This window comes from Acidithiobacillus caldus ATCC 51756, from assembly GCF_000175575.2.
GTDB classification, from domain to species: domain Bacteria; phylum Pseudomonadota; class Gammaproteobacteria; order Acidithiobacillales; family Acidithiobacillaceae; genus Acidithiobacillus_A; species Acidithiobacillus_A caldus.
The window spans coordinates 1,932,678-1,957,291 of record NZ_CP005986.1; the positions used below are offsets into that span (position 1 = coordinate 1,932,678).

Genomic DNA, 24,614 nt, shown 5'->3' on the forward strand with positions numbered 1-24,614 from the left:
GGCTCGCCGACAAGTCTTCGAGATAGCGCTGCGCAATAGTTAGACTTTTTGGGGGCGATGCGGTGGATCGTGTCATCCGCCCCCCTCCAAGATGCGCGAAACGACCTCAGACCATCGAGTCTCGATCCGCGCATCCCATTCTTGGGCTGCAACGACGCCGTCAAATCCCTCCGGCCATTGCACACGCACGCGCACGCCGCCCAATTCCATACGAGCATCGGGGTGCAGGTTCCACGAGTCTGGCAGTGCATGCAGATGCTGCCGCAATAGCGTGACCTGATCTGGATGCAAGGCAAAGGTTACTAACAAATTGTCAAGGCGCAGTGCATCGACGAGACCCTGCAATCGGGCACGGAGATCGTCGGCGGTTTCCTTCGCCAGATCACGGCGAATGACCTGACGGGATACTGCCAACGTGAGTTGCAAGACTGCCCGCTCAAAAAAGTCCGCAACCTGTGCCTCAATCCCAGCCCATTGCTGGGCAGCCTCTCGAAGTAGTTGTGCGGCACTTTGCGCCTCCTTCAAACCATCGCGGTACCCTTCCTCGCGGCCGGCGGCGTAGCCCTCCTCTCGTCCCAATTTCTTGCCGGTCTCCAACCCTTCTGTGTGCCCCAGCGTGTATGCCTCACGCCGGGCCGCCTCTCGGATCTTCGACAGCTCCTCCTGCAGGGCGGAATGCGCGTCTGCGTGTCGGGACTCAACATCTTGCGTAATATCCCTCCCTGGCCCAGATATTGCTGAATCACCCTTGGGTGCTTCCGTATCGAGTCGTTCAAAGCGAAATGAGGAAATCGTTTCATGCGTTGCCATGAGCCATTGGTCAGCAAAAAACGTGCCGTCTTAGCGTTCACATTCATGAGCAGCGTCCTCATATGTCCCATCGGGCATGCCGAAACCTGGGAGTCACAGCCCGCCGTCCTACAAGCTGCGCAATCCGTACTTCCCCGGGCGCAGGGAGATCATTATCGAGGCAACCCACCCACCACGGCAGGCTGGGTCCGGGCGTGCCCGCAACCGCTCAAGGCGCAGATCTCCAGTCAAAGCCAATGGGCGCTCACCGTACGCGTTTCATGCGAAGCTCCAACCAGCCGATGGTCGCTTTACGTTCCATTCGAACGGAGCTACACGTCCACGATCGTGATTGCACGAAACTTTTTGGCTCCAGGTACCGTAATACAGAGCAATAGCGTTGAGGTGAGGCGAGAACGGATCGATGCCGAGACAGGCTCTGTGTGTACAAGCATCCACCAGGTCATTGGCGATACCGTCAATGCCGGCATCGCCAAAGGCATGCCGATACGCCCCGAGAACTTACTTGCTCCATTGATCATCCGACAAGGAGAACGAGTCATGCTGAAAGCGCGGCAACACGGAGTCGTGGCAAGTGCCATGGGGATCGCCATGGAAAATGGTCGCGCCGGAGCCAGCATTCTGGTACGCAACACGACCAGCCATAAGCTGCTGACGGGTGTGGTATCCGCCAACGGGACCGTATGGGTCTCTCCGTGGAGGTCACATGCTTCTTGACTCCGAGAACCTCCTCAACGAATTTGAGCAGTTACTGGACAGCGAGCGGGAAGCGCTTAGCAGCGGAAACTATGAGGCCCTGACGCGGATATCGCAGCGCAAGCTGCAACTCCTGAAACTCTTTCAAAATCGGCAGGACTATACCCAGTATCGCACGGCATTGATGCGTATCCTGGATAAATCTTCCGAGAATGGACTCATGGCCGAATCCGCGCTCCGTTTTTGGCGTAACGCCCATCAAAAATTGCTGCATATCCAGGGACTCGGTTATGATCCTGTAGACCGGGATGAGAATGCGTACGAGCGCTATCGCGAGGTATGAGATGATTAGTGAAACCCAGATTTTTCAGCACGTATCAACAGACAACCCTGTCTCGAACGAGAGGGACACCGTTGCAACCACTCGAATACCAGCCGCTGGTTTGCCGGATCCAGCAGGCTCGGTCTCGGACATACAAGCACCACCACCAGATACTGCACATCAGCAGCGCATTGCCGAATTGAAGCAACAGGTGCAGTCGGGGACCTACGCCGTGGACAGCGGCAAGTTGGCCCGCGCCTGGCTAAAAATCGACTAACGACAAAGACTGCTCCGCAAGATACGAGCGGCACTTGAAAATGGCGGCATTGACGACACGCAAGGCGCTACTCTTGCTCCCACACCCTAAAACTTCCGCCACCTCTTCCAGCGTCAATCCTTCGAGGATATATAGCGAAAGAGCGACACGCTCGTTTTCTTGTAGACGATTGATGGCACGCTCCAGAATGACCGCCCATTCCTGTCGAACAGCATGAACGTCCGGACCCGCTTGTCCTGGCTCTGCGGCCAGTTCAACGCCGTCCATCAAATAGTCTTCAAGATAATCCGGCGCCGCTCGGGACGCGGCGATGAAATGCGCATGCAATGCATCCAGATCCATACCCGCCGCCTCAGCCAACTCCCGATCACTGGGCTCCCGCATCTCCCTAGACCGAAATTGAGCAGCCGCTCTTTCTAGTTTCCGACTTTGGTCCCGCAACCTTCGCGGAAAGGGATCTTCATCACGCAAAAAATCCAACATCGCGCCACGAATACGCACAAACAACCAACGTCGAAAACTCTCCGGGTCAGAATGGCGCAAGTGATGCTCATAATGCTCCCAAGCAACAGTTACACCAGTCTGAACTAAGTCATCCAGATGATCCACAGGCAACGTGTCCTGAATACGTTTGGCAACCCGCAGGATCATCGGATGCAACGCTCGAAGATAGCGGCCAACATCCCGATCATTGACCTTATCTGATCCGAGTCCGTACATTTTCAGTGAAAACGTATCCAATGAGGAATTTCCTCGTACCAGTGCACAAAAAAATGGATATACCACCCAACGATGCTACCGCCAAACAGAACCACGACAAGGACGAACAACAGGAACTTAGGTACAAAACTTACACTCATGTCATTCAATTGAGAGGCGACCTGAAACAGACCTATGAAAATCCCGGAAAATAGGAGCACACCAAAGAGGGGTGCACCCATCAACAGTCCCGTCTTGGCAGCCTGAGTCAACGCTTCCAGCATCCAACCATCGTGAATCATTTAGCCCACCGAAAAAAAACTCCGAACTAACGTTCCGGTCACCAAAAGCCAGCCTCCACCAAGAGCGAATAACAATAATTTAATGGGAATCGAAATGGTTTGCGGAGATACCATCATCATGCCCATCGCCATTAACACCGCCGCAACCAATAAGTCGATGATCAGAAAAGGTAAATACACCAGAAACCCGAGCTCAAACCCCGATTCCAGTTGAGACACGGCGAAAGCAGGAATCAAAACCCGCATTGGGATATCCTTTTCCGAGCGTAAAGTCTTCTTAATGCCGTCCATACGAAGAAATTGTGCTACTGAATCCTTGGTCGTGTTGTTTCGCATAAATATCCGAAGCGGCTTTTCCGCGATCGCTAGCGCCCTAGTCACAGACACCTTCCCCTGCTCCAAAGGAATAAGCGCTTGATGATTAATGGATGACCAAGTTGGCTGCATAACGAAGAACGTCAGAAACAACGCAAGACCAATCAAAACAATATTCGGCGGCATTGTAGATAATCCGAGACCTTGCCGCAATAAAGACAGAACGATGATGATTCGCGTAAACCCAGTCATCATTAAGACGATAGCCGGCAAAAACGTCAGCACGGTCATTAGAATGACCGTTTGTACGGGCAGGCTATACGTGATACCTCGACCCTGCGTTACCGCATGCAACACATCCAAGCCACCAGGAGCCATCATGGTTCCCGTGGATTCTGTATCAGGTCTTCCTTGTTCACCAAAGCTGTCAAGCGCACCCCAAATCGTTCCTGGTTTACAAGTACCGCCTCACCATACGCAAAGATCTCCCCATTTATATATATTGTCAGCGGCTCACCCACCGCACGATTCAGCTCAATCACCGATCCCTGTGATAATTGCAGAATATTTTTAAAAGGCATTCTGGTTCGTCCCAATTCTACCGATATCCGCATGGGAACGTTCACTAACAAATCGACCGATGGAGAGCCCGGAGTTAGCAACTTTTCGTTAGTCTCATCCGATGAATCAAAATGCTCAATTGGCAATGGATTGGTTGCGTCATCGGTTGAATCACTCATTGTTAATTCCCTCCTTTTTCAATCGGATACTTTGCAGAACATCCTCCTCGCTGGGCGTACGATACGAAACCAGCTTTACAGCGTACTGATTTTTGAACGCACCATATCGCCCTTCGCCAATAAGAATATCCTCTACATACACACGTGCATCTTGTACCCGATCGAAGCTCAATACGTCCCCCTTCTGCAATGTCCGTGCCCGACTCAACGGGATATCCTGGGAGGCCAGGATGACCGACACATCAACCATGGCGTTCTGTATATCCATATGTAGCATCTGCTTCCAGGAAGGGTCCATTTCCGACTGATCGGCAGCTACGCCGGATACTAGTTGTTCGCGCAGTGGTTCAACGGTGTTGTACGGTATACACGTATAGAGCTTTCCGCTCCAACGTTCCATCTCGATTTCAAACACACTTCCCACGACGCCTTCGGTGCTGGATGCAATACTGACGAACTGGGACTTTACATCGGAACGCAGTACTTTTGGGCGTAGCTTGATGATTGGTTCCCACGCAGATGTAAAGTCCTCTACAGCATGGTCGATGATCTTGTTGAAAACCCTTTGCTCGATGACACTAAAATCTCGGCCTTCGAGTTTTGGCTCTAAGCGCCCATTACCTCCAAAAAACGCCTCAATGACTGCGTAGCATAAATAGGGGTCCATGATAAAAAGCATGCTTCCGCGCAATGGTGTCAAACTCACCATAACAAAATACGAAGGCAGGGCGATTTTCCCAATATATTCCCCGTATTTTTGAATCTGCGCGGACAGCGATATAATGTCCGCATTAACGCGTAAGTAATTGAAAAGACTGCCGCGAAACGATCGCGCGAAACGGTCGTTCAGCACCTCCATGGTCGGCATTCGACTACGGTTCATCCGATCCTGATTTAATAGGTCCAGAGGAACGATCGTCGGTCCAGACGACGTCGGTGCCTGAGAAGTCGAAGCTTGATCCGTACGGCGCGCCTCCGTTCCCACCGTTTTTCCTGGGCCGTCATCGGCATCTGTATTTTTTTCCGATGGGCTACCGCCGCCCATCATGGCGTCTATTTCCTCCTGGCTTAATCCACCGTTTTCTGGATTCATGTTCTAAATCCTTACACCCACGACTCGAAAAACCGGACGTCCGTTGTTACGACATTTCCAGCATCCGCAGCATCTGTCGGGATCTCCATGGAGTCGGTACTCGAAAAAGTCTGCCCGGCCGACGCGGTATACGGGGTACCTTGGTGATTTTCAGGGTTTCCGCCCATGGAGCCAAACCCACTTGCAAGTGCCGCGTTCATTTGTACCGACACACTCACTGGCGCTGATGGTGTGGTTTGCATAACCTGAATCTGACTGGCAACCATACCGATGTTCTGTTGCAATATTTGCTCTACCTGCGGATGAGTTACCGTTAGATGAATGGCGAGCCCCCCGACACCCTGAGTCGCACGCACCTCGATCGGGCCGAGACGTTCCGGATGTACACGTATCACCATGCTGTGCCCCACGGTAAGGCGAGCAACTTGCCCCGCCAACACAGATGGCCATCCGGTTCCACCGAGGTGCAGGACGGGGGACGAAATTTGCTGCGGAACCACCGCTTGAGCTTCTCCGTCATTGACCGCAACAAGGCCCGGTTGCGCCACACCCATCGCCGGTTGCGTCCCAGCGTTCAGGGCATCGGTATTCTTGGACGCGGAATCGAGCGCTGCATAGGTATGGGTGGTAGCAGTACCAGCCAGTGACCGTGCCCACGACACAGAAGCGTGTTCTGCCATATTCCGCCGAGAGTTGGTTGTGAGTAGCCGGAATCTAACCGACTCCACCCCATCCGAAACCACCCGATTTTCGCCAGATACGGCCAAACGTTGCCGGTTCTTGGACTGCTCCACAACGAAATCGGCCCTGGCATAGGGTAGAGTCACAGAGAGATCCATTCGTCCAGTGCGATATGTCGATTTTTCGACATCATCGGCTGACGACTTCTCGACAACCGATGGCTGTACTCCTTTATTAGATATCGATTGCATCTCTGCCAACGGTGTCGAGTATTCGACATCTGGCACGGCTCTAGAGGTCAGCTTTCCTCCAACCATTGTACCGAGTCGGGTTTCCTCTGGGTGAGCTGGGCGGAGGGCAATGGTCTCGGTTTTCTGGCTTCCCGCTTCCGTATTCGGTGCCGATGGTTGCATTCCTAGAAGCAGACTGAATAGGCTACCCAAAGCCGGTCCAGACAGGGTATTGGTAGTCGATTTGGCAACCGCGTTGTGCGGTCTCGTAGCAGCTTGCGCCGAGGCGGGCCCAGCATGAGTCTCTACCCCAGAAACACCGTCTAGCGACACCACTTGAGTAGCCCGCATCAACTCAACCATGGACGACACTAAAGAGGCTGACGGCGGCATCACACGCGCTTTGGGATGGGCCCGGCGCGCCGCCGAGGGCCTTTGCTCCTGCGCAGATTGGCGATCCGTGATCTCCTTGGATATGCCCTGAAAAGTCAACGATGGAGCATTTCCCGACGCTGTAGCCCCGGGGCCGGTCGAAAGCCTTTTCCCCGACGCCTCATTGGCCAGGGATTCCGATGGCGATATGACCGTGCCTGTACTCATTCCAGCACCTCGTCATCTTCTCCACCCCTAAGGATAATGGCACCTTCGCGGTCCAGCTTCTGCGCTGTCGCCAAGATTTCCCGTTGCGCGCTTTCCACCTCGGAGAGACGTAACGGCCCTTTGCTTTCCAGATCCTCCTGGAGCATCTTTGCTGCGCGTTCCGACATGTTTGCAAAAACTCGGCTGCGCAAATCCTCCGAGGCATTCTTCATAGCAATCGCCAGTGTATCACGTTCGATATCACGGAAGAGTACTTGCAACGAGCGGTCATCGAGTTTCCTGAGATCTTCAAAGGTAAACATATAATCCTCGATCTTTTGTGCCAAGGTCGGATCGATTGCGCGAACGTGTTCCATGGACACCTTGGTGCGGCTCGTTTCCAGATGGTTAAGCAACTCGGCTGCGGCTTTCGGCCCACCCGCATCTCCTTGAACAATGGTATTCGTAATTTGACCAGACAACTGCTGATCAAGAACTTCATTTAATTCGCGGATGGCGTTGGGCGGCACCGGTGCCATGGTGGCCAGACGGTAAATGATATCGGGAATAATCTTGTCTGGCAGATTGTGTAGCACGTTCCCCGCCTTTTCGGAATCCAGGTGCGCGAGGATCGTCGCGAGAATCTGCGGGTGCTCGAAGCGAATCATTTCGGCAATGGTTTTGGGATCAGCCCACTTGATAATCTCCAATCCGGCGTATTCGCCTCCAGTAACGATACGATCCAGAATCTCCGAAGCCTTGTCCCGGCCCATGGCCATGGCCAACACCTCTCGCAGATAATGCTCAGGACGCCCACCGACCGACGTTTGATGCTTCAGACGATCAACGAAATCCTGCATCACGATCTCCAGCGCCTCACGGGTAATCTTTCGTGGCCGTGACATGGCTGCAGCAATGCGCTGGATCTCCCTCGGATTAAGCTGTTGGAGGATCAAAGCCGCGTCATCCGGCCCCACCCCAAGCAGGAATACGGCGGCGTAATCTAGCCCAGCATTCAAAGACGCTGGTCCTCCAGAACCGGACAAATCAGCCATTACCGTCTACCTCCCCAAGGTTACCGATCCACTCACGAATAACCTCTACCGCCCGAACTGTATCGGAACGAATCAGCTCTTTGATCGTATTCAGATTTTCTTCAAGACTTGCCTGACTGACCCCGTTAAGATCGAGCGTAGCATGATCCAGGGGGATGGATGGAGAAACATTCTGTACCGGCGGCACATTGCTGCGTCCCTTATCCGGCGCATCCTCGCCAGAACTCGACGCATCGCTTGACGGCTGTTGTGAGAAGATAGTTTTACGCTGTTTCATAAACTCCACCGCCAGCTTCCGGAATAAGAGCAAAGCGATCAATCCGAGGAGAAACCACTCTAAACGGCTCCACACCACCCACGGGGAAATCCGGCGCCACCAAGGTAGATGGGGAATCGGCGCTGGGCGCTCGTATGGTAGAACAGACAGCACGACTGTCCCCTGAGGTGCCGATGCATGGATCGTGTTGGTAACCATCCTCTTCAGCTGCAAAAGCGTCTTGGGACCGTATTCCGGTATGCCTGCAAGCGTCCGGCGTTTGCTTGCGGGTCTAACCGCAGACGTTGTAGCCGCGCTGACACCGCTCACAGTGCTTGCGCTGACCGGCTTTGCAGAAACCGCACTCGTTGGCGAGATGGACTTGCCATTGATGAGCACCGATACGGAAAGACTCGTCAGCCTCCACGGCTCTCCTTTGGTAAACCCTACCGTCTTATCCAGGACATAATGAAACCGTTGGTTGGCCTGGCTGGATCTGGGTATCATCGCCCGGATCTCCTGTAGCGTCAGCCCCGGTGCTGCACTCGTTGCAGGAGCGGTGATCGGTGCCTGTGGGTTACCAGGAGGCTGATTGGATAGCGCTCCAGGGATACCAAAGGTAGAACTCGATGCACTGCCTTTCGTGCGCGAAGATTCCACAGCAGCAGTAACCACATGGCCCATTCCATACGTGACAAAACTTTTCTGGGTATGGGATAGATCGATATTTGCATCCACGGCGACCCGTAGGTTCCGTTTTCCGCCAACGATAGGAGCAAGCAGATCAACGATCTGCTTGCGATAGGCGGATTCGACTCTTTGTTGTAACCGCAAGATAGCGGACGATTGCGATCCTGTAGGCTTTGCTGTCAATGCCCGGCCATATTGGTCGACCACGGTCACAGAACCCGCCTTCAGTCCAGGCACGCTCGATGCCACGAGATGCGTAATGCCATAAACCTGCTCCTGCGTCAGCATCATACCTGGTGCGAGCTTCAGGGTAACTGCAGCCTTAGGGCTCGGCATACGCTCCAGGAAAGGTGTGCGATTGGGGATGGCGAGATTGACGGTTGCTGCCTCGACCCCCTGAATCGATTCAATATCCTTGGATAATCCAGCTTCCAGAGCGCGAATATAGGTCGTATGCTCCACAAAACTGGAGGTGCCCAGCTTCTCGTTCTGCAATTGATGCCAGAGCGCACTCGTCGCCTGAGCGGGCAATCCTTGTTCGGCTAACTGTAAGCGCACCCGTGCTGCATCCGCTTTCGGCACCTCAATCACGTTGCCATTGTCCAGCAGCCGGAACGGTATACCGCCTTTCTGCAAGGCAGCTATAACGCTCCCCCCTGTCTGTGGACTGAGCCCGGAATAGACGACGGCGTAGCTGGTATGGCTGACGGCCTCCCCAATCCCCAGGGACGCGGCCAATACCAAAGCTATCCCACCCAAAATGGTGAGACGCTGACGTTGGTTCCGGGAGTGCCACCAGTTCCGAAAATCACTCGGACCGTTGGTTACGGAAAACGGTATCCGCATCGTGTCAGACCGGCATGGAGATCAATGTCTCATAGCCGCGCGTTAACTCATTACGAATAGCGATAAGTTCTTGGAATGCGATATCACTTTTCTGCATGGACAACATGGTCTGCGCTAACGATGGAGCCTCCGGACCTCCGGCCGCAAAGGCGCGCTGTTCGGCATTGGACGCGGCCTGTGCAGACGAAACTTCTGCCAATCCCTTACGAATCAACTCGGAAAATCCAGACCCGCTTGCATCGGAACGCCATGCAGTTGCAGGGACCAACGGGGTCTGCCCCGTCTGCGGGACCGTCAGAGCACGCAACTGCTCCAGCATGTTCGCCATGGTGGAGCTTGTCAAAGAAATCGCGGGGATGGGCACAAGCTACTCCTCACTGTTGAATCGTTCCAGCAATGAGGCAATAAACGTGCCTATTCTCCGACACCTTCCTCTTTACGGAAGACCTGCCGCAGGTGCTGCAGCATCTTCAGGGCTTCCTCAAGGTCTTCTGGCTTATTGTTGAGGTTCGCCTTGACGATACGATGCAAAACAAAGGTATACGCAGTACGCAACCGCGCTTGGAACGAGGGATTCGTGGATGCGGTGGATTCCGCATCATCTGGAGGGAGAGCTGCCAACCAAAACTCCACGATAGCAAAGGCGTCGTGGAGTAAACGGGCCTTTTCCATGAGGTCCGCGGGATCACGGCTGCTCATCAGATGCTTCGCTCCCTGAAGCAGGGCGACGCAACGACGATAACCCCGATCCCAGAGATCCAGTGGGGTCGCTGTCTCGTTGCGAACCAAAGCATACGGATTAGCTGCCACTGGAAGACCCCCCGAAGAGACTAGAGAAGATAGCATTCAAGTCGTTTGCCGTAGTAGAAGCCTGGGCCGATACATTCTCGTAATTACCAAACGCGCTGACCATGGCCGAGATTTGCTCTTTGGATGCCTGCTGATACTGAGTGATTTGCGAATTCATATTGGTCAATTGCGATTGCAAATCGTTTTGCGCTTGCTGAATGACCCCGTTGCTCCCCAGGACGCCATCCAGCAGAGATGCCATGGAAGACGCGATACCTTGATTGAAAAATACCGATGCAGATGGTAGCGTCCCCGTTCCGATAGACAACGTCATTCCGGCTGCCGGTCCACTGGTTACCGTCATCATCCCATTGCTACCGGACGCTACATAGCCATTGACCGTACCCGATGTCAGCGACGACGAATTCGCCGTTACGTTAACATCGTACACTCCGGCAACCGTTCCAGAGGTCGCCCCTGAAAATTGAACGCTCGGGTTGTTCGAACCACCCATCGCTCCAAACAAACCCATGACTTGCGCATAATTACTGCTTAATGCGCTATTCAAAGCAGACTGGTCTACCGTAATGGTGCCACTGGACGTGAGCGTGATACCTATGTTCCCAAATCCAATAGCATCTGCAGCCCCACCAGAACCAATAGCCGTTGCCGTGGATATTATGGACAGCAACTGGTTCTCAATACCTTGAACTACAGGATCACCAATCAGCGGTCCTGCAGTCCCAGAAGCAACGGTTCCCGTCGCAGACACCGCTGCCGTCCCGCTGGCCGGCGTATACGCGGTCGCTGACTGAATGAAGCTGGAAGCCTTATTGAAGGCTTGCACGAAATCCTGAATGGCCGATTGCGCATCTGAGGTCGAAACCCCAACCGATATACTGGTGCTGCCGGTTGCACTTACCGTAAAACTCACGCCAGGAATTGCGCCAGAAAACGTATTGCTTGCTGAAGTTAGAGAAATACCATTTACTGACGCTGTAGCATTTTGTGCCGCCTGACTTTCCGTCATACCAGATGCACCGGACGCATAAGAAAAACCCGAAAGCGCCGAACCTGTGGTGCTGATACTAAACGCGTTGCCCGAGCCCGTCTGGTTTCCGATCACTGTCAGCCGATATCCCGTACCATCGTACACCACACTGGCAGTGACTCCGGCACCCGACTGATTGATGGCATTGGCTAAGCCATCTAACGTATCGTTGCTGCTGGTCACATCAATGTTTACCGCAGCACCATTACCCACCTGAATCGACAGTGTGCCTGTGCCAATGGCCGACGTCTGGCTGGAGTAGTCGCTACTGTACAGGGATTGCGCCGTAGCCAGGCCAGAAACCGTTACCGAATAGCTTCCTGTCGGCGCCGCATTACTGGCCGTGGCACTCAGGATCGCGCTGTTCCCCACATTGGCTTGCACCTGCGTCAAACTGGACAGGTCCATCAACCCCTGTACGGCACTCTGCAGCCCCCCCAGCACAGAAGACAGGTTGCCGTACGCGCTGATCTCCGTCTCCAATGGCTTGGCCTCGGCCTGGAGGGTGGCGATAGGTGCGTTGTATTGGTTTTCGGCAGCCTTCACCAACGATTGGATCTGGCTGGAACTCAACACTCCGGAAATAGACATGCGAACCTCCCTACCCTGATCTTTTCCCTACCGCCTCTCGAAGCGACAGGGAAAAAACCTGCGGACCCACCTAATACCGACGGGTCCACAGACTGGGTTTCCCACTTGGGATGAGTACCAAGCCCTTTTAAGGCAAGAGCTTCAAGTAGGCCTGCTGCGTCTGACTCGAGGCGGCGAGTGCCGCAATACCCGCCTGCTGCAACACCTGCGCCTGGGTCAACTGTGTGCTCACTTGCGGAATATTCGCATCCTGAATGACGGACTGGGCAGACTGATCGTTGGTATTGGTCGTCTGCTCATTGGACAGAGCCGACTCCACACGCTGCTGGACTGCGCCCAATTGCGTGCCCTGCTCGTTCAGCTGCTGGATGGCATAACCCACGATGGTAATCGCTTGACTCGCACCGTACTGGGTCGCCACATTGACCTGATTCAGGTTCAAGAGGGAGCTGCCGCTAGAAACGCCCACATCCGACCCTCCGGATACCGTGAATGCGCTTGCCGACTGGAAGGAAACCACGCCCTGAATAGTGGCACCCGAGGTCGCGCCGGCAGCAAGCGTCAATCCACCAGCACTGTCGGTCATCGACACCGACCCACTGAAGTTATTGATGCTGATGTTGTTCCCATTAACATCCGTCAGCACCAGCTGATTCTTCGTGTTCACCGATGCACTAATACCCGTGGTAGACGTACTGGCATTGATACTTTGCACCAAGCTCGACATCCCAGAAGCGCTGGAGCTAGTGACGTCCGCAGAAATGGACACCGCGTTGTTGAGACTGCCACTGGTACCATTGCCCAGCGAGAAACTGATATCGCCTGTGCTCGTCACGTTAAACGCGACGCTGGTATAGGCTTGGGCGTTCACACCGGTCAGATTGGCAACCTGGTTGACGCTTTGCGCCACGCTGGCCGCAGACTCCCCAGAGGACGATACCGTGACAGCACCACTACCCTGGCTACCATAGATGGTCATAGTGCCAGAGCTGAAGGCACCGGAGGTAGAAGCGACGTAGGCCAGTCCATTGCCATAGGCTCCGGTGCTGCCGCCGTAAACCGAACCGGACGGCGTGGTGGTATACATACCGAGATTTTCAGCGGCGGTGCTGCCAATGCTGGCCGTGATCACCTGCCCCTGATTAGCGCCCACCTGGAACTGCGCTCCAGAGAAGCTACCGTCCAGCAGGTTAATGCCATTGAACTGGGTCTGCTGGGAAATGGTAGTAATCTGGGCCACCAGGTTGCCGACAGTAGACTGTAGAGACCCAAGATCGGCGGTGGTATTGGTACCGTTTGCCGCCTGCACCGCTATGGTGCGGATGTTCTGCAAAATACTGGTCTGCTGTCCCAGGGCACCGGTGGCCGTCTGCAGCAGAGAAACCGCCTGATTGGCATTCGAAATCGCCTGGTTCGAACCGTTGATCTGGGTAGTAAAGCCCTGCGCAATGGTGTACCCGGCAGGATTGTCGGCTGGACTGTTGATCGCAAGCCCCGTAGACAATTCGTTCTGCAGATGGTTAATGGTCTGGTTGGTATTACCCAAGCTATTCAATGCATCCAATGCGGACACATTGGTATTGATAGAGCCGAATGCAGTAGACATGACAAACCCTCGTCTGAATAAAACCGGATGGAAACGCCACAGGCGCCTCCTGCTTATTCTTAACGGTACAAGCGGAGAAAAAGTTTCAGGTCCAAGCCGATTCCCACAAGTCGAGATGGTCCTCCAAGATCCAATGCTGCTCTATGTGCTCACGTAAAATGGTCCCAGCACGGCGTAAGGCATCGCGGTCGGCCAGCAACTCCTTGATTGTGTTGAGCCAGTCCCGATACCGGTTTTTTACCATCCAGATCGGGAAGCCCCGATAGGGAAGAATGTCTGTCGCCAAGACCGGAATCCCAAGAATACCCATTTCCAAAACGCGCAGGTGACTCTTGCCAAGATTAAAGGGATGATCTTCCAACGGGGCCAAAGCCAAGTCCAGGCCAAGCGATGCAACTTTAGCCGGATATTGATCAAAGGGCACCGGCTTGACAAAGGTGACGTACGGTTGCAGAGACTCCGGACACATCCCCATGAAAACCCAGTCGATCTCTTTCCTGGTTGCTTTAACAACATCTTGGATGAGTTCCAGGTCACCCAGATGGCTCACCCCGCCAACCCAACCAACACGAGGGCGCTTACCCTCGTTGATTGCCGTACGCAGTGCTCCCCATCGTGCCCGTTCCACAAAATTGGGGACGACACGGATGTCGGCATTCCATCCACGGTACTGTTCTGCCAAATACTCCGTCGTTACCACCATCCGATGCATCCTTTCAGCAGTATGCCGCAACCGCTTGACGATGTCGGGGTGAATATGCGGACGATGAGCATTTTTCATCGGCAAGTGAATGACCAAATCGTCGATCTCAAAGACGCGCAGGGTGTCCGGGCAATACTCCGTCCACTGCCGGATAACAACCGACTGGTGATCTTCCATTTGCAGCTGAAAGATCACGCTGTCCGGCTGGGATTGTAGCATTTCGGGTGGGGTGAGAAGTTGCATGGTCTCTTGCGTCTGCAGCCGCCCAGCCCTCGATAACGCCCGTGCCGGAGCAATAATCCGGTATTCTCCCGTTCCTTCCCGATTCACCGGATGTGCAAACACCCGCTTGCGGGGTCGCCATTCCGGCTGCCAGCACAATGCCGGAATCGACTCAAACTGAAATCCTCGTCCGTGGCGCGTGAAGTTTGGGTTGTAGGCGCGATCCCGCGCTATCCGCCTCGACCATTTGCGAAACAGCGCATCGTTAGCCTCTGCCATTATCCGACGCGACTGTACGGTTTTCTCTGGGTTGCCTTGTACTTCAGCACGTTGACTGGCCGATCCGTGATGCAGCAGCACAACGTCAGGTGTCCAAACGATGCGAAGCCCTTGCTCTCCCAACTTTAGACAGAGATCCACATCATTGAATTGAACTGGAAACTCCTCCGAAAATCCGCCGACCGCATCGAAATCCGCCTTACGTACTGCCATGCAGGCAGCGGTCACGGCCTCGTAATTTTGTGTCAGAATAAGACGCCCGAAATACCCACGATCCTGCCCATGGCTTCCCAAGAACGGATGATCTGCCCCGCCACCCGAAAGACCCAGGATCACGCCAGCATGCTGCACTTTCCCATCGGCGAACAGCAACTTTGCCCCGACCGCCCCAACCTGAGGGCGCAGTGCATGACGCACCAAGTTCCGCATCCAGTCGGCGTGCAGAATCGCGGTATCGTTATTCAGAAAGAGCAGCACATCTCCCCGAACCGTTTCCCGTATGGCTGCATTATGCATGGCCGCATAATCGAACGGCCCAACCCAGGAGAATACGCGGATGCGATTTGCAAAGAGCTCGGGCTTGGAGCGTATTGCATCTAAATATTGGACCGCATCGACCTCACATGAGCCATTGTCGATGATGATTACTTCAAAATTTGGGTAGTCCGTTTTTTCAAACAGCGTATCCAGACACGCATTCAGATATGCCATCTGGTTTTTCGTAGGAATAATCACGCTGACCAGTGGAAGCTCCTCAGGCAGAGCATACTCCACACGATACGTTGCCGGAGCGGGACCAAAATCCACACGCCCCCTTTCTCCACTGCGCTCTAGATGAGACGCCAGGGCGTACTTTCCCGAACGCACGATGGTTTCCACCGCAATTCGGTCACTCCCAGACTGCGGACAACGATGATACAACACCCGTGCCACATGCCCAATGATCCGTTCGGGATTCGGCACCACTTCCGCCGCGCGAAGCACAAGGTCATACTCCTCTGCTCCGGGGCAGCCCACTGGCATGCCGCCAATACTCCGCAGAAACTCCTGGTCTATGGCCAGCATACCACCAATATAGGGGACACTCCGCAAGGTATCGAGCAAAAAATCCGGTTTCAGATGCGGCTGACCACGATGGCCTTGATCATCCACTTGGTCTTCGTCGGTGTATACGACACGCCACGCAGGGTGACTGCAAATGGATATGCCCACACGCGCCAAGGCATCGGACTCCAGAAAATCTCCGGAATCCAGCAGAACCAGCCACCGGCCACGACCGCGATCACCCCCTTCGCGCAGGTATTGGTTCAGAAGATCCCAATCGTCGCCATCCAAAATCGTGACCGGGATACCACTGAGACCTTGCGGCAATTCCGGCCACAATACCGAGGCAGCCGATTTCCCGGATTCGCGCAAAATCACCAACGCGTGGGGACGTACCACCTGGTCCGCAAGGCTTTCCAAGGCGCGACGCGCACGAACGCTATTGCGTACATTCTGACGCATCACGACAATAAATTTCGGAAAATCCTCCAAATGTGCTACAGATTCTTTCAGCCATGCCACTTCCTGAGTCGATAACATTTGTCCCTGGCGCCAGACTTCTTCCGCTGTCGGGGTCAACTGCCAACGCCAGGACAGGGAAGATTTGTCTTCCGGAGCCGCGGGAATCTCCGCAATCTCCGCCACCGGTTTCCAGTTCGCGCTCACTCGTGCCGTGAATATATGCTGCAATGCCACAAGGTCACTCAACTGCGCCGGCGACACCCCCGAAAGTGCACACGCGCCAATCTGAACCGAAGAAGTAAACACCGGACGTCCGGCCTGAAGCAGACGCACATCCTCAACGGTTCGCCGCTGAATCACTTCGTATCCACAGGATGCCAGCAAGGATAATGCCGATTCCTTGGTAAAAAAACGAAGGTGCGTAACATCCAGAATCCCACTTTGCGCGTAGTGCCATTGTCCGGCCCGTAGCCGCCCAAGCACACCAAGATTTTGAACGTTTGGCAACGATACGATGATCTGCGCGTCGTCTCGCAGATACTGCCGTAACCAGCGCAGAGTTTTCCATGGATTTTCCAAATGTTCGAGCACATCGGCAAGAATCAACGTATCGACAGACTTTTCGGCAATCCACCGAAACAAAGGAGTATCGGAAGGATCTTTTTCACTGAATATAACGCCATCCAGAACCCGTGCCGCAGTGTCCAGACTGACGGGATCGAGATCCGCGCCAAAGACCCGCGCTGAGGGCCAACGCTCCTTGATTAGACGACCTGTTGCCCCGGCCCCACACCCCCACTCTAGCACCACACCTGGCTTACGGAAGAATGCCTCCAACAACTCATGCCGCGGACGATTAAAATATTCAGAAAAATCTTTACCGTTCGATTCAGTGCCTTCAACAACATCGACGCCCTGTTCCAACATCCGTCCATCCTCATACTAAATCCTTAGGCATATACAAGCAGAATCCATGCCCAATACTAGCTCGTCGGTAACCCCAATGCGAGCTTCAACCTTACATTCTCATTACGGAGAATGGCAGTCGCATCTTGATACACACGGTTAGCCCTAGACAGGCGCTGCAGCTCACCAGAAAGCAACCGAACCAACAATACAAGGGTGCTCGCGCGATCGGGCAGCGCGACAATATCGTACACTTCTGTCACGGGCAGCGCCCGCTCACCAATGCGTGAACCGGTCGAAATATCGAAGGCAACAATTTTCCCGCCCCCCACACGCGAATCGAATGTATCCGCATTGCGGCTCATACTAACACCGACATAAAGGACATTTTCGCGTATAGCAAGACCGCGAACATATCCTCCGATGTAGATACGTTCCGTTTCCCCTTCGGGTCGCTCCCACCATACTTCACCCAACTCCGAGTTACACACAAACCAGCCATTCTCGTCCTCTATCAACGAATGTGGTTGACTCAATCCAGTCAGTCGATGGAGCCCGCCTTTTTCGTTTATTGCGCGCACAAATCCCCTACTGCGCGTGCCTTGTTTATAACCCCGAATTTCATCAAATTCACCAAACGCCGAAAAACAAAGCGCTCCACACCGTTTCCCTAAACAGTTAATATGCCAAGAGTCCTCTGCTACAGATAATTCTATTCGCTCTTGCTCCCCGTTATTTGTGAGACTCCATCGAACGACGGCATTATGCCTTGTAGAAACCACGTACAGATCGTCTCCATCAATCAACACATCATGCAAATCTCCCCAATCTCCAGAAACTTCACTAGTACCCCGGGGGGTTGTAATTACCACGCGATCTACGCCTTGAACCGCCCTGACGAAAATTTCTTGCGATGGATCCCAGGACATACCACAGGTCGCACGATCATCGATAACCAACTCATCATTACCCAACAACGCCAAAACGCAACCGGCCTGGTTCGGAGCGCTAATAATTAGGTTATCAAATATAGCATTCATATTCTCTCAAGCATTTCCCGCGTGCGGGTCAAAATATAGCTTTCCAATCTGTCCCGAAGGTCTAGTGTTATTCCTGAGAATTGTATGCCAAGCTCCCAACGTTCTTGTCCGCGCTCATGCTCAATTAGACACTTCGTCGGAAATTTTCTTCTTATCGTGCCATCAATACCGATCGGATCGCCGCGTAACTGCAATTGCATGAATATAGCATGCCCTGTATTGGGCAAATAGTCATCCTGGCCTAAAGGCATCACCAATGTCACCTTGGCACCCGATGCGCTGATATCTTCAAGGTACCCTTGAGCTTCTCTGCTCTTGCCAGAATGTTCCCACTTCAGTAACAGCTGAGCGTCGCTTGGGGGCACGTTAACCCGAAATGACTGACGCCTCTGCGCTCGCTCAACGAACCTCGGCATCGAAAATGCCAGTGCTTGAAGCCCATCACAGTGCTCAACATACTTGGGATGCGCCGCGACGAAACGATAATGGTATCCGTCCTTTGCACGCAACCATGTTACAGAGGCATCCCCGGTTAGAAAGCACTTTAGATCGGGTTCTGGATGCGGAACATCAAACCATATTTCATCCTGCTGGAGCGCCCTCAGAAAGCGGGTTTTACTACAATAGGTGCCTATAGTTATCTGCGCTAAATTCTCTGCCTCGATGGCTTCCGCCAGGACACGCTCAGACGCCGGCCGAGAAATTTGCTCCCATTCAAGATCACCGTATGAGGCCCATTTCACATGAGCCTCCTCAGAACTTTAGGGTAGCAAATAAATTCAGATTTTGCATAGCGCTGAAGGCCGACAATGCCGCCTGGAGCGAAGCACTCCCTTGCGCAAACTGTGTCGCTACTGCTGGCAAGTTCGCCGAGATTAAGGAACTCTGGGCGATTTGATCGTTACTTGATTCGGTCTCATTCACCTGGGTGATCGCCTGAATCTGGGCAAGCGAACTTCCAACAGCAGCCTGCCCCGTCAGTAAACGGGTGAGCCCTTGATTGAGATTGGCAATGACGTTGCTCATCCCTTGCTCATATTGTGCACCGGCAGCGCCGTTCGAGACGCCGGTTGAAAGCAGAGTCAACATACTCTGAACCGTCTGAAATAAGCTTTGCTGTCTGGCCGGATCAATAGAAAAACTATCTCCATTAGCCGGATTACCGTTAATGGTAAACTCGCTACCAGCCACATCAATACTGGTCCCCGGCGTGTAGACCCCGCTACCGACCACGGTGCCAGACGCATTGGTAATAGCGTAACTGCTTTGCGCTACTCCAGAGGTCGCGACAGAAAAGGTCACGGAGTACTTTTGATGGTTGGCATCCATTTCAGCAGCTGCAGCAGGATCGGTTACTCCCCCCACTGAGATAGTCGCCGTCCCTTGGTTTCCGCTGCTAGCGTTGACTACAGCGTAACCATTCCCGGTAGGGATATCCATCAAAAGAAATTGCCCAGACAAGGACGTGGGGATCGTCAATCCAGGGGCTATCTGCAACGTATTCGTCCCCGCATCTCCCTGGTAGGTTACCTCCGATCCGGAATCAAGAAACGGCTGCGTATTGCTCTGACTTCCCGACAATAGGTAGTTTCCATCCGGAGTCTGACTATTACCTAACTGTAGCAGTTGCTGGAGTTGCTCTTGGACAGAGTCGGCAAGTGCCTGACGATCCTGACCATTCGTGGTAGCATTCGCAGCGGCCAAGGCCGTCTGCCGAAGCGACTGCACCAAGGTACTAATGCTACCTATCGTTGACGACAAATTCTGAAGATCCGATTGCCCTATACCAGCCGTCGTGCCGTCAAGACTCAATGCGGACAATTGTTGTCCGATCTGCAGACTCTGCGCTGCCGCCGCCGGATTATCCGCGGGCGAGTCGACTGCGAGACCTGTAGCCAACTGCCGATCTAATGTCGTAAGTTGGGACTGGTCTTGCAGGATCGCATTGGTCGGAATTAGGTAACTTACCGGTGTGCTGATGGGAGAAATGGACATGGAAGCATTCCTCAGACGGCTTGTAGTAACGATTGGAATAATGTGTTCGTTGTTTGGATAATGGCGCTAGCCGCCTGGTACGCCTGCGTGTAGTTTACTACCTGCGCCGCTTCTTCATTGAGATTTACTCCAGATATATTCGATAACGCCGTAGTCGCTTGCGAGAGCACCGCGTTCGCTGCGGATTGGCTTTGCTTCGCCACTTGCGTAAAATTTCCGTAGGTACTCGATAAATCCGCGATAGTCTGATTGATCGATCCGTTTTGCAGAACGGCCTGATCCGATACTTGCGCCATGGTTACGGCATTAGCATTATCCCCGGGCGCTCCAGAGCTAAAGGTGAAGCTATCCCCAGCCACTGGCTGACCTCCATCCCATGAAAAACTCATGGCGGATCCCGATGCCAAACCGTTGGATGGATAGGGGATAACCACAGCCGTGGAACCCGGTCCACCCCAGGATCCCGAAGCTATCACCACCCCACCAGAGGTCAATATGTTATATTGCGTGGCGCTTGTGAATGTCAAAGAAAGAGATTGAGGCGCTATTCCTGAGGGAACGACGGCAACCCCAGAACCATAGTTGCCAGTTGAAACCACCGTACCAGAAGACAAGGATTCCGTGCCAATATTTTTATTGACCAGCCCGCCAGAGGACGAAACCGTGCCCGGGCTTGCCACATAAGGGAATGCAGCGGCAATCTGGTTGGGGTCCGTCATCACCGTCTGAAATGCACCGGCAGTGGCCCCAGCTGGGTCGAGCAAAAAACTATCTCCTGCGGCTGCAGTACCGGAGACCTGCACGGTCATTCCACCAAATTGCAACGTACCGCCACTACTTGCTGTCAAAGTCTGTGAGGTTCCGTTCGCATCGTTGATGACATTCCATTGTGAGCCGTTATATTCCAGCGTAAAAGTTGTGGGAGGTACCGAAGACAAGTCCGTCACCGATGCTGTGATCAGCGCATTCCCCTGATTCGTATCGGCTGGGAAAACCTCCGGTCCCTGTACGGAAAAAATTGGAGCCCCGAAATTCCCGTTGAGGTCCACGCCCTTTGCTTGCTGACTATTGGTTACCGCGACAATACCTTGAGCAAGCAGACCAAGCTGTAACTGGATCTGGTTGACACGGGCTTGCGCGCTCAGCGCGCCACCTAGAGCTCCACCCGCAATCTTTGCGGTGAGGTTTTGTCCTGTGGGTTGATAGACGATCCCCCCTTGGCCTGGCTGTTGGAATTGCCCCCCTGCTTGCACCGCAAGCTTCATGCTTTGTGATCCATCGACCAACGTCGCTCCACTTTTCGTCGTGACGATAAGCGTACCATCTGAGGTCGTTATCGTATTGATACCGATCTGCTTGGAAAGTTGATCCAACGCGGCAGCCTGACTATCCAACAAGCTATTGGGAATAGAGGAGCCGCTAGGTGTTGCCAGTATCGACTGATTGATCTTGGCTAACTGGGAGGAAAGGGCATTAATGGTACCTACCGACTGCTGCATCTGCTGGACTAGTCCGTTTTTAACACTCGCAATCGTATTAATGCTGTTCTGATATTGTGCCGTGAGGCTCTGCGCTTGCGACAACACACTCTGCCGATCCGGAATACTCGACGGATTCGTCGACAGCGTTTGAAACGCCGCGTAGAAATTCGAAATAGCGCTACTCAATCCCGATTGGCCGGAAGTGACCGGAAACAGGCTCGACAATTGTTGCAAGGTGTTCACTTCCCCGCTAGATGCCGCAGCCATGGAAGTTGCATTCATGAACTGTGTTTGCGCAAACTTGCTGAAGTTACGGCTGATAGAAGCCGTCTGCACCCCCTCTCCCAACCCGCCGGGAAATGTGGTTGGCTGGGATGGGTTGGTCGCCAGATTGGCCACTTCCGAGACATATCCAGGCGTGTTTTCATTGGCGATATTGTTAGATACCGTTTGTAACGCGTTTTCACTAGCAAGTACACCAGAGAGTCCGACCTGTAGAATACCGTTTAAAGACATATGTGCCCCACCCTTTCGATCCGAAAACGGCTGCCGTCAGTAGTTTATTACGGCACAACAGACAGAAAAGTACACACCTAGCTCCTCGGCGAGGTGGTGCTCCCGCCCCGAAAACTGTCCTGGATGGGGACTTGGCTGCCTTGGGCAGACAAACGATCCGCATATCGGCCGACCACAATCCCAGACGTGACTGCCGCCGCCGCATCCCCGCCGAGACGCCGTGCCCGTCTTCCGGTCGGTGTACGAACAGATGTGGAGGATATGGCGGTGCGATGCGTGGCCAAGCCGGTCTGTACACCCGTCGCCGCCGCGACAGCTACGCCATAGCCCAAAAGAAAGAACCATGACCAAAAGCACCATGCTTGCCTCATTGGATGCCCGCCAAAGCAGGCGACTGCACAATACGCAGCAGTTTTTGCGCGTAATTTGGATCCGTCGCGTAGTGTCCTGCAGCAAGCCCGCGCACAAACGCCTGGACATTATCACCCGCGCCAACCACCCCAGGATAAGCCGACTTCATCAAATCCACGTAGTGCTGAACACACGAGGCCATATCGGGATAGTCACGAAATGCCGCCATTGTCCAGTACAATGTTCCGTGCGCATTCGCCTCCTGCGTCGGCGATAACACGCTGGGAGCCCCCGGCGTCGCCTTGATGCCAAATAGATTATTGCCGACCACAGAGCTTCCCCACCCCGTCTCTAGCGCCGCCTGAGCCAAAATAAATTTCGCCGATACGTCCAGCTGTTTTGCCGCCTTCTGCACCAACGGCCAAATCGTCCGCACAAAACTTAGCGGATTCTCCGAGATAGCGGTAGATCCGGCCACGCTTCCTGAACCCTGCCCCATTGCCGATATACTCGGGTGATTCTCCAAGGCTTGTACTGCACTCTTAGGAATATGAAGATTTTTCTCCAAAAGTTCCATCAAACCCATACTCCCGTTTGGTGATTGCACCATCTCCTGGGAAAACGACTGTAAAAACAAGGTCTGATAGGTTTGTGCACCGAGGACACCCCCAAAAAGATTGGGCATGGTTTCCCCCAACACTTCATCCAAAAACATCCCAACGAAACGCTGCGCTGCCCGCGCCTCCTCTAGGAAGTGATTTGCTGCCTTTTGGCTGCCGCCATTCAATGTCTCCGGTCGCCGATGTGTAGCAACAGGCGTTCCGACCGTTACTTTCTGCGACGCCGTAATAGCCGCCAACCCTTCGATATTCATCAGATGACCTTGATGCGCGCATGCAATGCCCCGTCCACCTTCATTGCGCGCAAAATGGATATCAGCTGCTGGGGTGTCGCACCAATCGTGTTCAGAGTGCGCACGATGTCCTCCAATGAAGCGGTATGGCTCATTAAAACCAAGTGCGCCTTGTGCGTTTTTATCTTCGCCTTGCTTTTGGAGACGACCACCGTGACACCCCGTCCAAACAGATTAGGTTGACTGACCTCCGGAGTGTTCTCTACACTCACGGAAAGGCTTCCTGTCGCGACAGCACATGGGCTCACACGGACGTTTGCACTCATAACCACAGTTCCGTCTTGCGCGTTAATAACAACCGTAGGGACCGGTTTCGGCGCATGCACAGGTATTTGCTCCAATGCAGCCAGAAAACCCACCCGACTATTACTTCCAAAAGGAGCACGGACTTGAACTACTCCGGGACCCATCGCCGTAGCAGCTGCGGGAAATACGGCGTTAATAGCCTCTACCATACGTGCAGCAGTAATATAATTTGGCTTACGCAGCAGCAATGTCACACCCGAGTTACCGGATGACATCGGTACCGGTGGCACCTCAACCACGCCACCATTTTCGATTTGCCCCACATCGGGATTGTTGATTCTCGTAGAGGCCGTCACACCCTGTGCAGAGATCCCACTGACCAGCAAGGGGCCCTGCGCCTGGGCATAAACCCTCCCGTTAGCGCCATGCAGTTGGGTCATGAGCAATATACCACCCTGCAAACTAGTGGCATTGCCCATCGCCGATACGGTCACGGTAAACTTTTGTCCGGGCTGTGCGTCTTGCGGGATATTCCCCGTAACCATCACCGCCGCAACGTTATTGGGTTGCATGAATTGCCCTGGCGGCAGAATAACACCCATATGCCGGAGCATATTCGTGATCGTTTGTGTCGTGTACGGGATTTCTGTAGTTTGATCGCCTGTCCCTGGCAGTCCCACCACAAGTCCATATCCGATAACACGATTGGAACGAACGCCACCAATACGCGCCAGCTCGCCGATGGTATCCGCGGATACCACCTGCAGGAGGCTGACACAGAGGATACCTAGCCCGATCAGAAGTTGACCTATCGTGCGCATGCTGCGT

The 24,614-nt window shown here is 53.8% G+C and carries 23 protein-coding genes; 3 read left to right on the top strand and 20 right to left on the bottom strand.

Features of this window, described 5'->3' with window-relative positions; translation table 11 throughout:
* Positions 1-72 precede the first annotated feature (72 nt).
* Complete coding sequence (locus ACAty_RS09465; RefSeq protein ID WP_070114113.1) at positions 73-810, bottom strand: FliH/SctL family protein; 738 nt, start codon at positions 808-810, stop codon at positions 73-75.
* 45 nt (positions 811-855) lie between these two features.
* Between ACAty_RS09465 and flgA the strand changes: the two genes are divergently transcribed.
* From flgA to ACAty_RS15470, 3 genes are read left to right on the top strand one after another with little or no spacing between them, the layout of a single operon-like run.
* Positions 856-1,527, top strand: coding sequence for a flagellar basal body P-ring formation chaperone FlgA (gene flgA, locus ACAty_RS16780; RefSeq protein WP_226833415.1), 672 nt, complete (start codon positions 856-858; stop codon positions 1,525-1,527).
* The gene (locus ACAty_RS09470; RefSeq protein ID WP_004873020.1) at positions 1,517-1,849 is read left to right on the top strand and encodes a flagellar protein FlgN; all 333 of its coding nucleotides are present in this window, start codon (positions 1,517-1,519) and stop codon (positions 1,847-1,849) included. Before flgA ends, ACAty_RS09470 begins: the two co-directional genes overlap by 11 nt.
* 1 nt (position 1,850) lies before the next feature.
* A complete protein-coding gene (locus ACAty_RS15470) occupies positions 1,851-2,105 on the top strand; it encodes a flagellar biosynthesis anti-sigma factor FlgM (protein ID WP_158007130.1) in 255 nt (84 codons plus the stop codon).
* Here the strand turns inward: ACAty_RS15470 and ACAty_RS09475 are convergent.
* From ACAty_RS09475 to ACAty_RS09565, 19 genes are all read right to left on the bottom strand, one after another.
* Positions 2,091-2,846 carry a sigma-70 family RNA polymerase sigma factor gene (locus tag ACAty_RS09475; RefSeq protein ID WP_141738432.1) on the bottom strand — a complete coding sequence of 252 codons (756 nt, stop codon included), beginning with the start codon at positions 2,844-2,846 and terminating at the stop codon, positions 2,091-2,093. The two genes, ACAty_RS15470 and ACAty_RS09475, sit on opposite strands and share 15 nt — an antisense overlap.
* A complete protein-coding gene (locus ACAty_RS09480) occupies positions 2,828-3,106 on the bottom strand; it encodes a flagellar biosynthetic protein FliQ (RefSeq protein ID WP_051620793.1) in 279 nt (92 codons plus the stop codon). Before ACAty_RS09480 ends, ACAty_RS09475 begins: the two co-directional genes overlap by 19 nt.
* Positions 3,107-3,802 carry a flagellar type III secretion system pore protein FliP gene (gene fliP, locus ACAty_RS09485; protein WP_004873023.1) on the bottom strand — a complete coding sequence of 232 codons (696 nt, stop codon included), beginning with the start codon at positions 3,800-3,802 and terminating at the stop codon, positions 3,107-3,109. It abuts the gene before it with no gap.
* Positions 3,799-4,161, bottom strand: a complete 363-nt coding sequence (gene fliN / locus ACAty_RS09490; protein ID WP_004873025.1) for a flagellar motor switch protein FliN — start codon at positions 4,159-4,161, stop codon at positions 3,799-3,801. The genes fliP and fliN overlap by 4 nt, the downstream gene beginning before the upstream one ends.
* Complete coding sequence (gene fliM, locus ACAty_RS09495; protein WP_004873026.1) at positions 4,154-5,254, bottom strand: flagellar motor switch protein FliM; 1,101 nt, start codon at positions 5,252-5,254, stop codon at positions 4,154-4,156. Before fliM ends, fliN begins: the two co-directional genes overlap by 8 nt.
* A gap of 11 nt (positions 5,255-5,265) precedes the next feature.
* A complete protein-coding gene (locus ACAty_RS16135) occupies positions 5,266-6,222 on the bottom strand; it encodes a flagellar hook-length control protein FliK (protein WP_158007527.1) in 957 nt (318 codons plus the stop codon).
* Between the two features lie 539 nt (positions 6,223-6,761).
* Positions 6,762-7,799: a flagellar motor switch protein FliG gene (fliG, locus tag ACAty_RS09505; protein ID WP_070114110.1), complete on the bottom strand. Its 1,038-nt coding sequence runs from the start codon at positions 7,797-7,799 to the stop codon at positions 6,762-6,764.
* Positions 7,792-9,591 carry a flagellar basal-body MS-ring/collar protein FliF gene (gene fliF / locus ACAty_RS14940; protein WP_004873032.1) on the bottom strand — a complete coding sequence of 600 codons (1,800 nt, stop codon included), beginning with the start codon at positions 9,589-9,591 and terminating at the stop codon, positions 7,792-7,794. The genes fliG and fliF overlap by 8 nt, the downstream gene beginning before the upstream one ends.
* A gap of 4 nt (positions 9,592-9,595) precedes the next feature.
* On the bottom strand, positions 9,596-9,955 hold the full coding sequence (locus tag ACAty_RS09515) for a flagellar hook-basal body complex protein FliE (RefSeq protein ID WP_038472150.1): 360 nt from the start codon (positions 9,953-9,955) through the stop codon (positions 9,596-9,598).
* Between the two features lie 50 nt (positions 9,956-10,005).
* Positions 10,006-10,437: a flagellar protein FliS gene (locus tag ACAty_RS09520; RefSeq protein ID WP_077272769.1), complete on the bottom strand. Its 432-nt coding sequence runs from the start codon at positions 10,435-10,437 to the stop codon at positions 10,006-10,008.
* The gene (gene fliD, locus ACAty_RS09525) at positions 10,391-12,022 is read right to left on the bottom strand and encodes a flagellar filament capping protein FliD (protein ID WP_004873034.1); all 1,632 of its coding nucleotides are present in this window, start codon (positions 12,020-12,022) and stop codon (positions 10,391-10,393) included. Before fliD ends, ACAty_RS09520 begins: the two co-directional genes overlap by 47 nt.
* Positions 12,023-12,149: 127 nt before the next feature.
* Positions 12,150-13,628, bottom strand: a complete 1,479-nt coding sequence (locus tag ACAty_RS09530; protein WP_004873035.1) for a flagellin N-terminal helical domain-containing protein — start codon at positions 13,626-13,628, stop codon at positions 12,150-12,152.
* Positions 13,629-13,713: 85 nt separating this feature from the next.
* Positions 13,714-17,265 carry a glycosyltransferase gene (locus ACAty_RS15480; protein WP_004873037.1) on the bottom strand — a complete coding sequence of 1,184 codons (3,552 nt, stop codon included), beginning with the start codon at positions 17,263-17,265 and terminating at the stop codon, positions 13,714-13,716.
* 56 nt (positions 17,266-17,321) lie between these two features.
* The gene (locus ACAty_RS15485) at positions 17,322-18,284 is read right to left on the bottom strand and encodes a DUF4915 domain-containing protein (protein ID WP_082179273.1); all 963 of its coding nucleotides are present in this window, start codon (positions 18,282-18,284) and stop codon (positions 17,322-17,324) included.
* A complete protein-coding gene (locus tag ACAty_RS09545; RefSeq protein WP_038472154.1) occupies positions 18,281-19,027 on the bottom strand; it encodes a flagellar brake protein in 747 nt (248 codons plus the stop codon). Before ACAty_RS09545 ends, ACAty_RS15485 begins: the two co-directional genes overlap by 4 nt.
* A 10-nt stretch (positions 19,028-19,037) precedes the next feature.
* Positions 19,038-20,279: a flagellar hook-associated protein FlgL gene (gene flgL / locus ACAty_RS09550; protein WP_004873038.1), complete on the bottom strand. Its 1,242-nt coding sequence runs from the start codon at positions 20,277-20,279 to the stop codon at positions 19,038-19,040.
* Positions 20,280-20,290: 11 nt separating this feature from the next.
* Positions 20,291-22,276 (bottom strand): flagellar hook-associated protein FlgK, encoded by a 1,986-nt coding sequence (gene flgK, locus ACAty_RS09555; protein WP_004873040.1) that lies wholly within the window; start codon positions 22,274-22,276, stop codon positions 20,291-20,293.
* A 367-nt stretch (positions 22,277-22,643) separates the two neighbouring features.
* On the bottom strand, positions 22,644-23,501 hold the full coding sequence (locus tag ACAty_RS14945; RefSeq protein ID WP_051620796.1) for a glycoside hydrolase family 73 protein: 858 nt from the start codon (positions 23,499-23,501) through the stop codon (positions 22,644-22,646).
* On the bottom strand, positions 23,501-24,607 hold the full coding sequence (locus ACAty_RS09565; protein ID WP_004873043.1) for a flagellar basal body P-ring protein FlgI: 1,107 nt from the start codon (positions 24,605-24,607) through the stop codon (positions 23,501-23,503). Before ACAty_RS09565 ends, ACAty_RS14945 begins: the two co-directional genes overlap by 1 nt.
* Positions 24,608-24,614 lie beyond the last annotated feature (7 nt).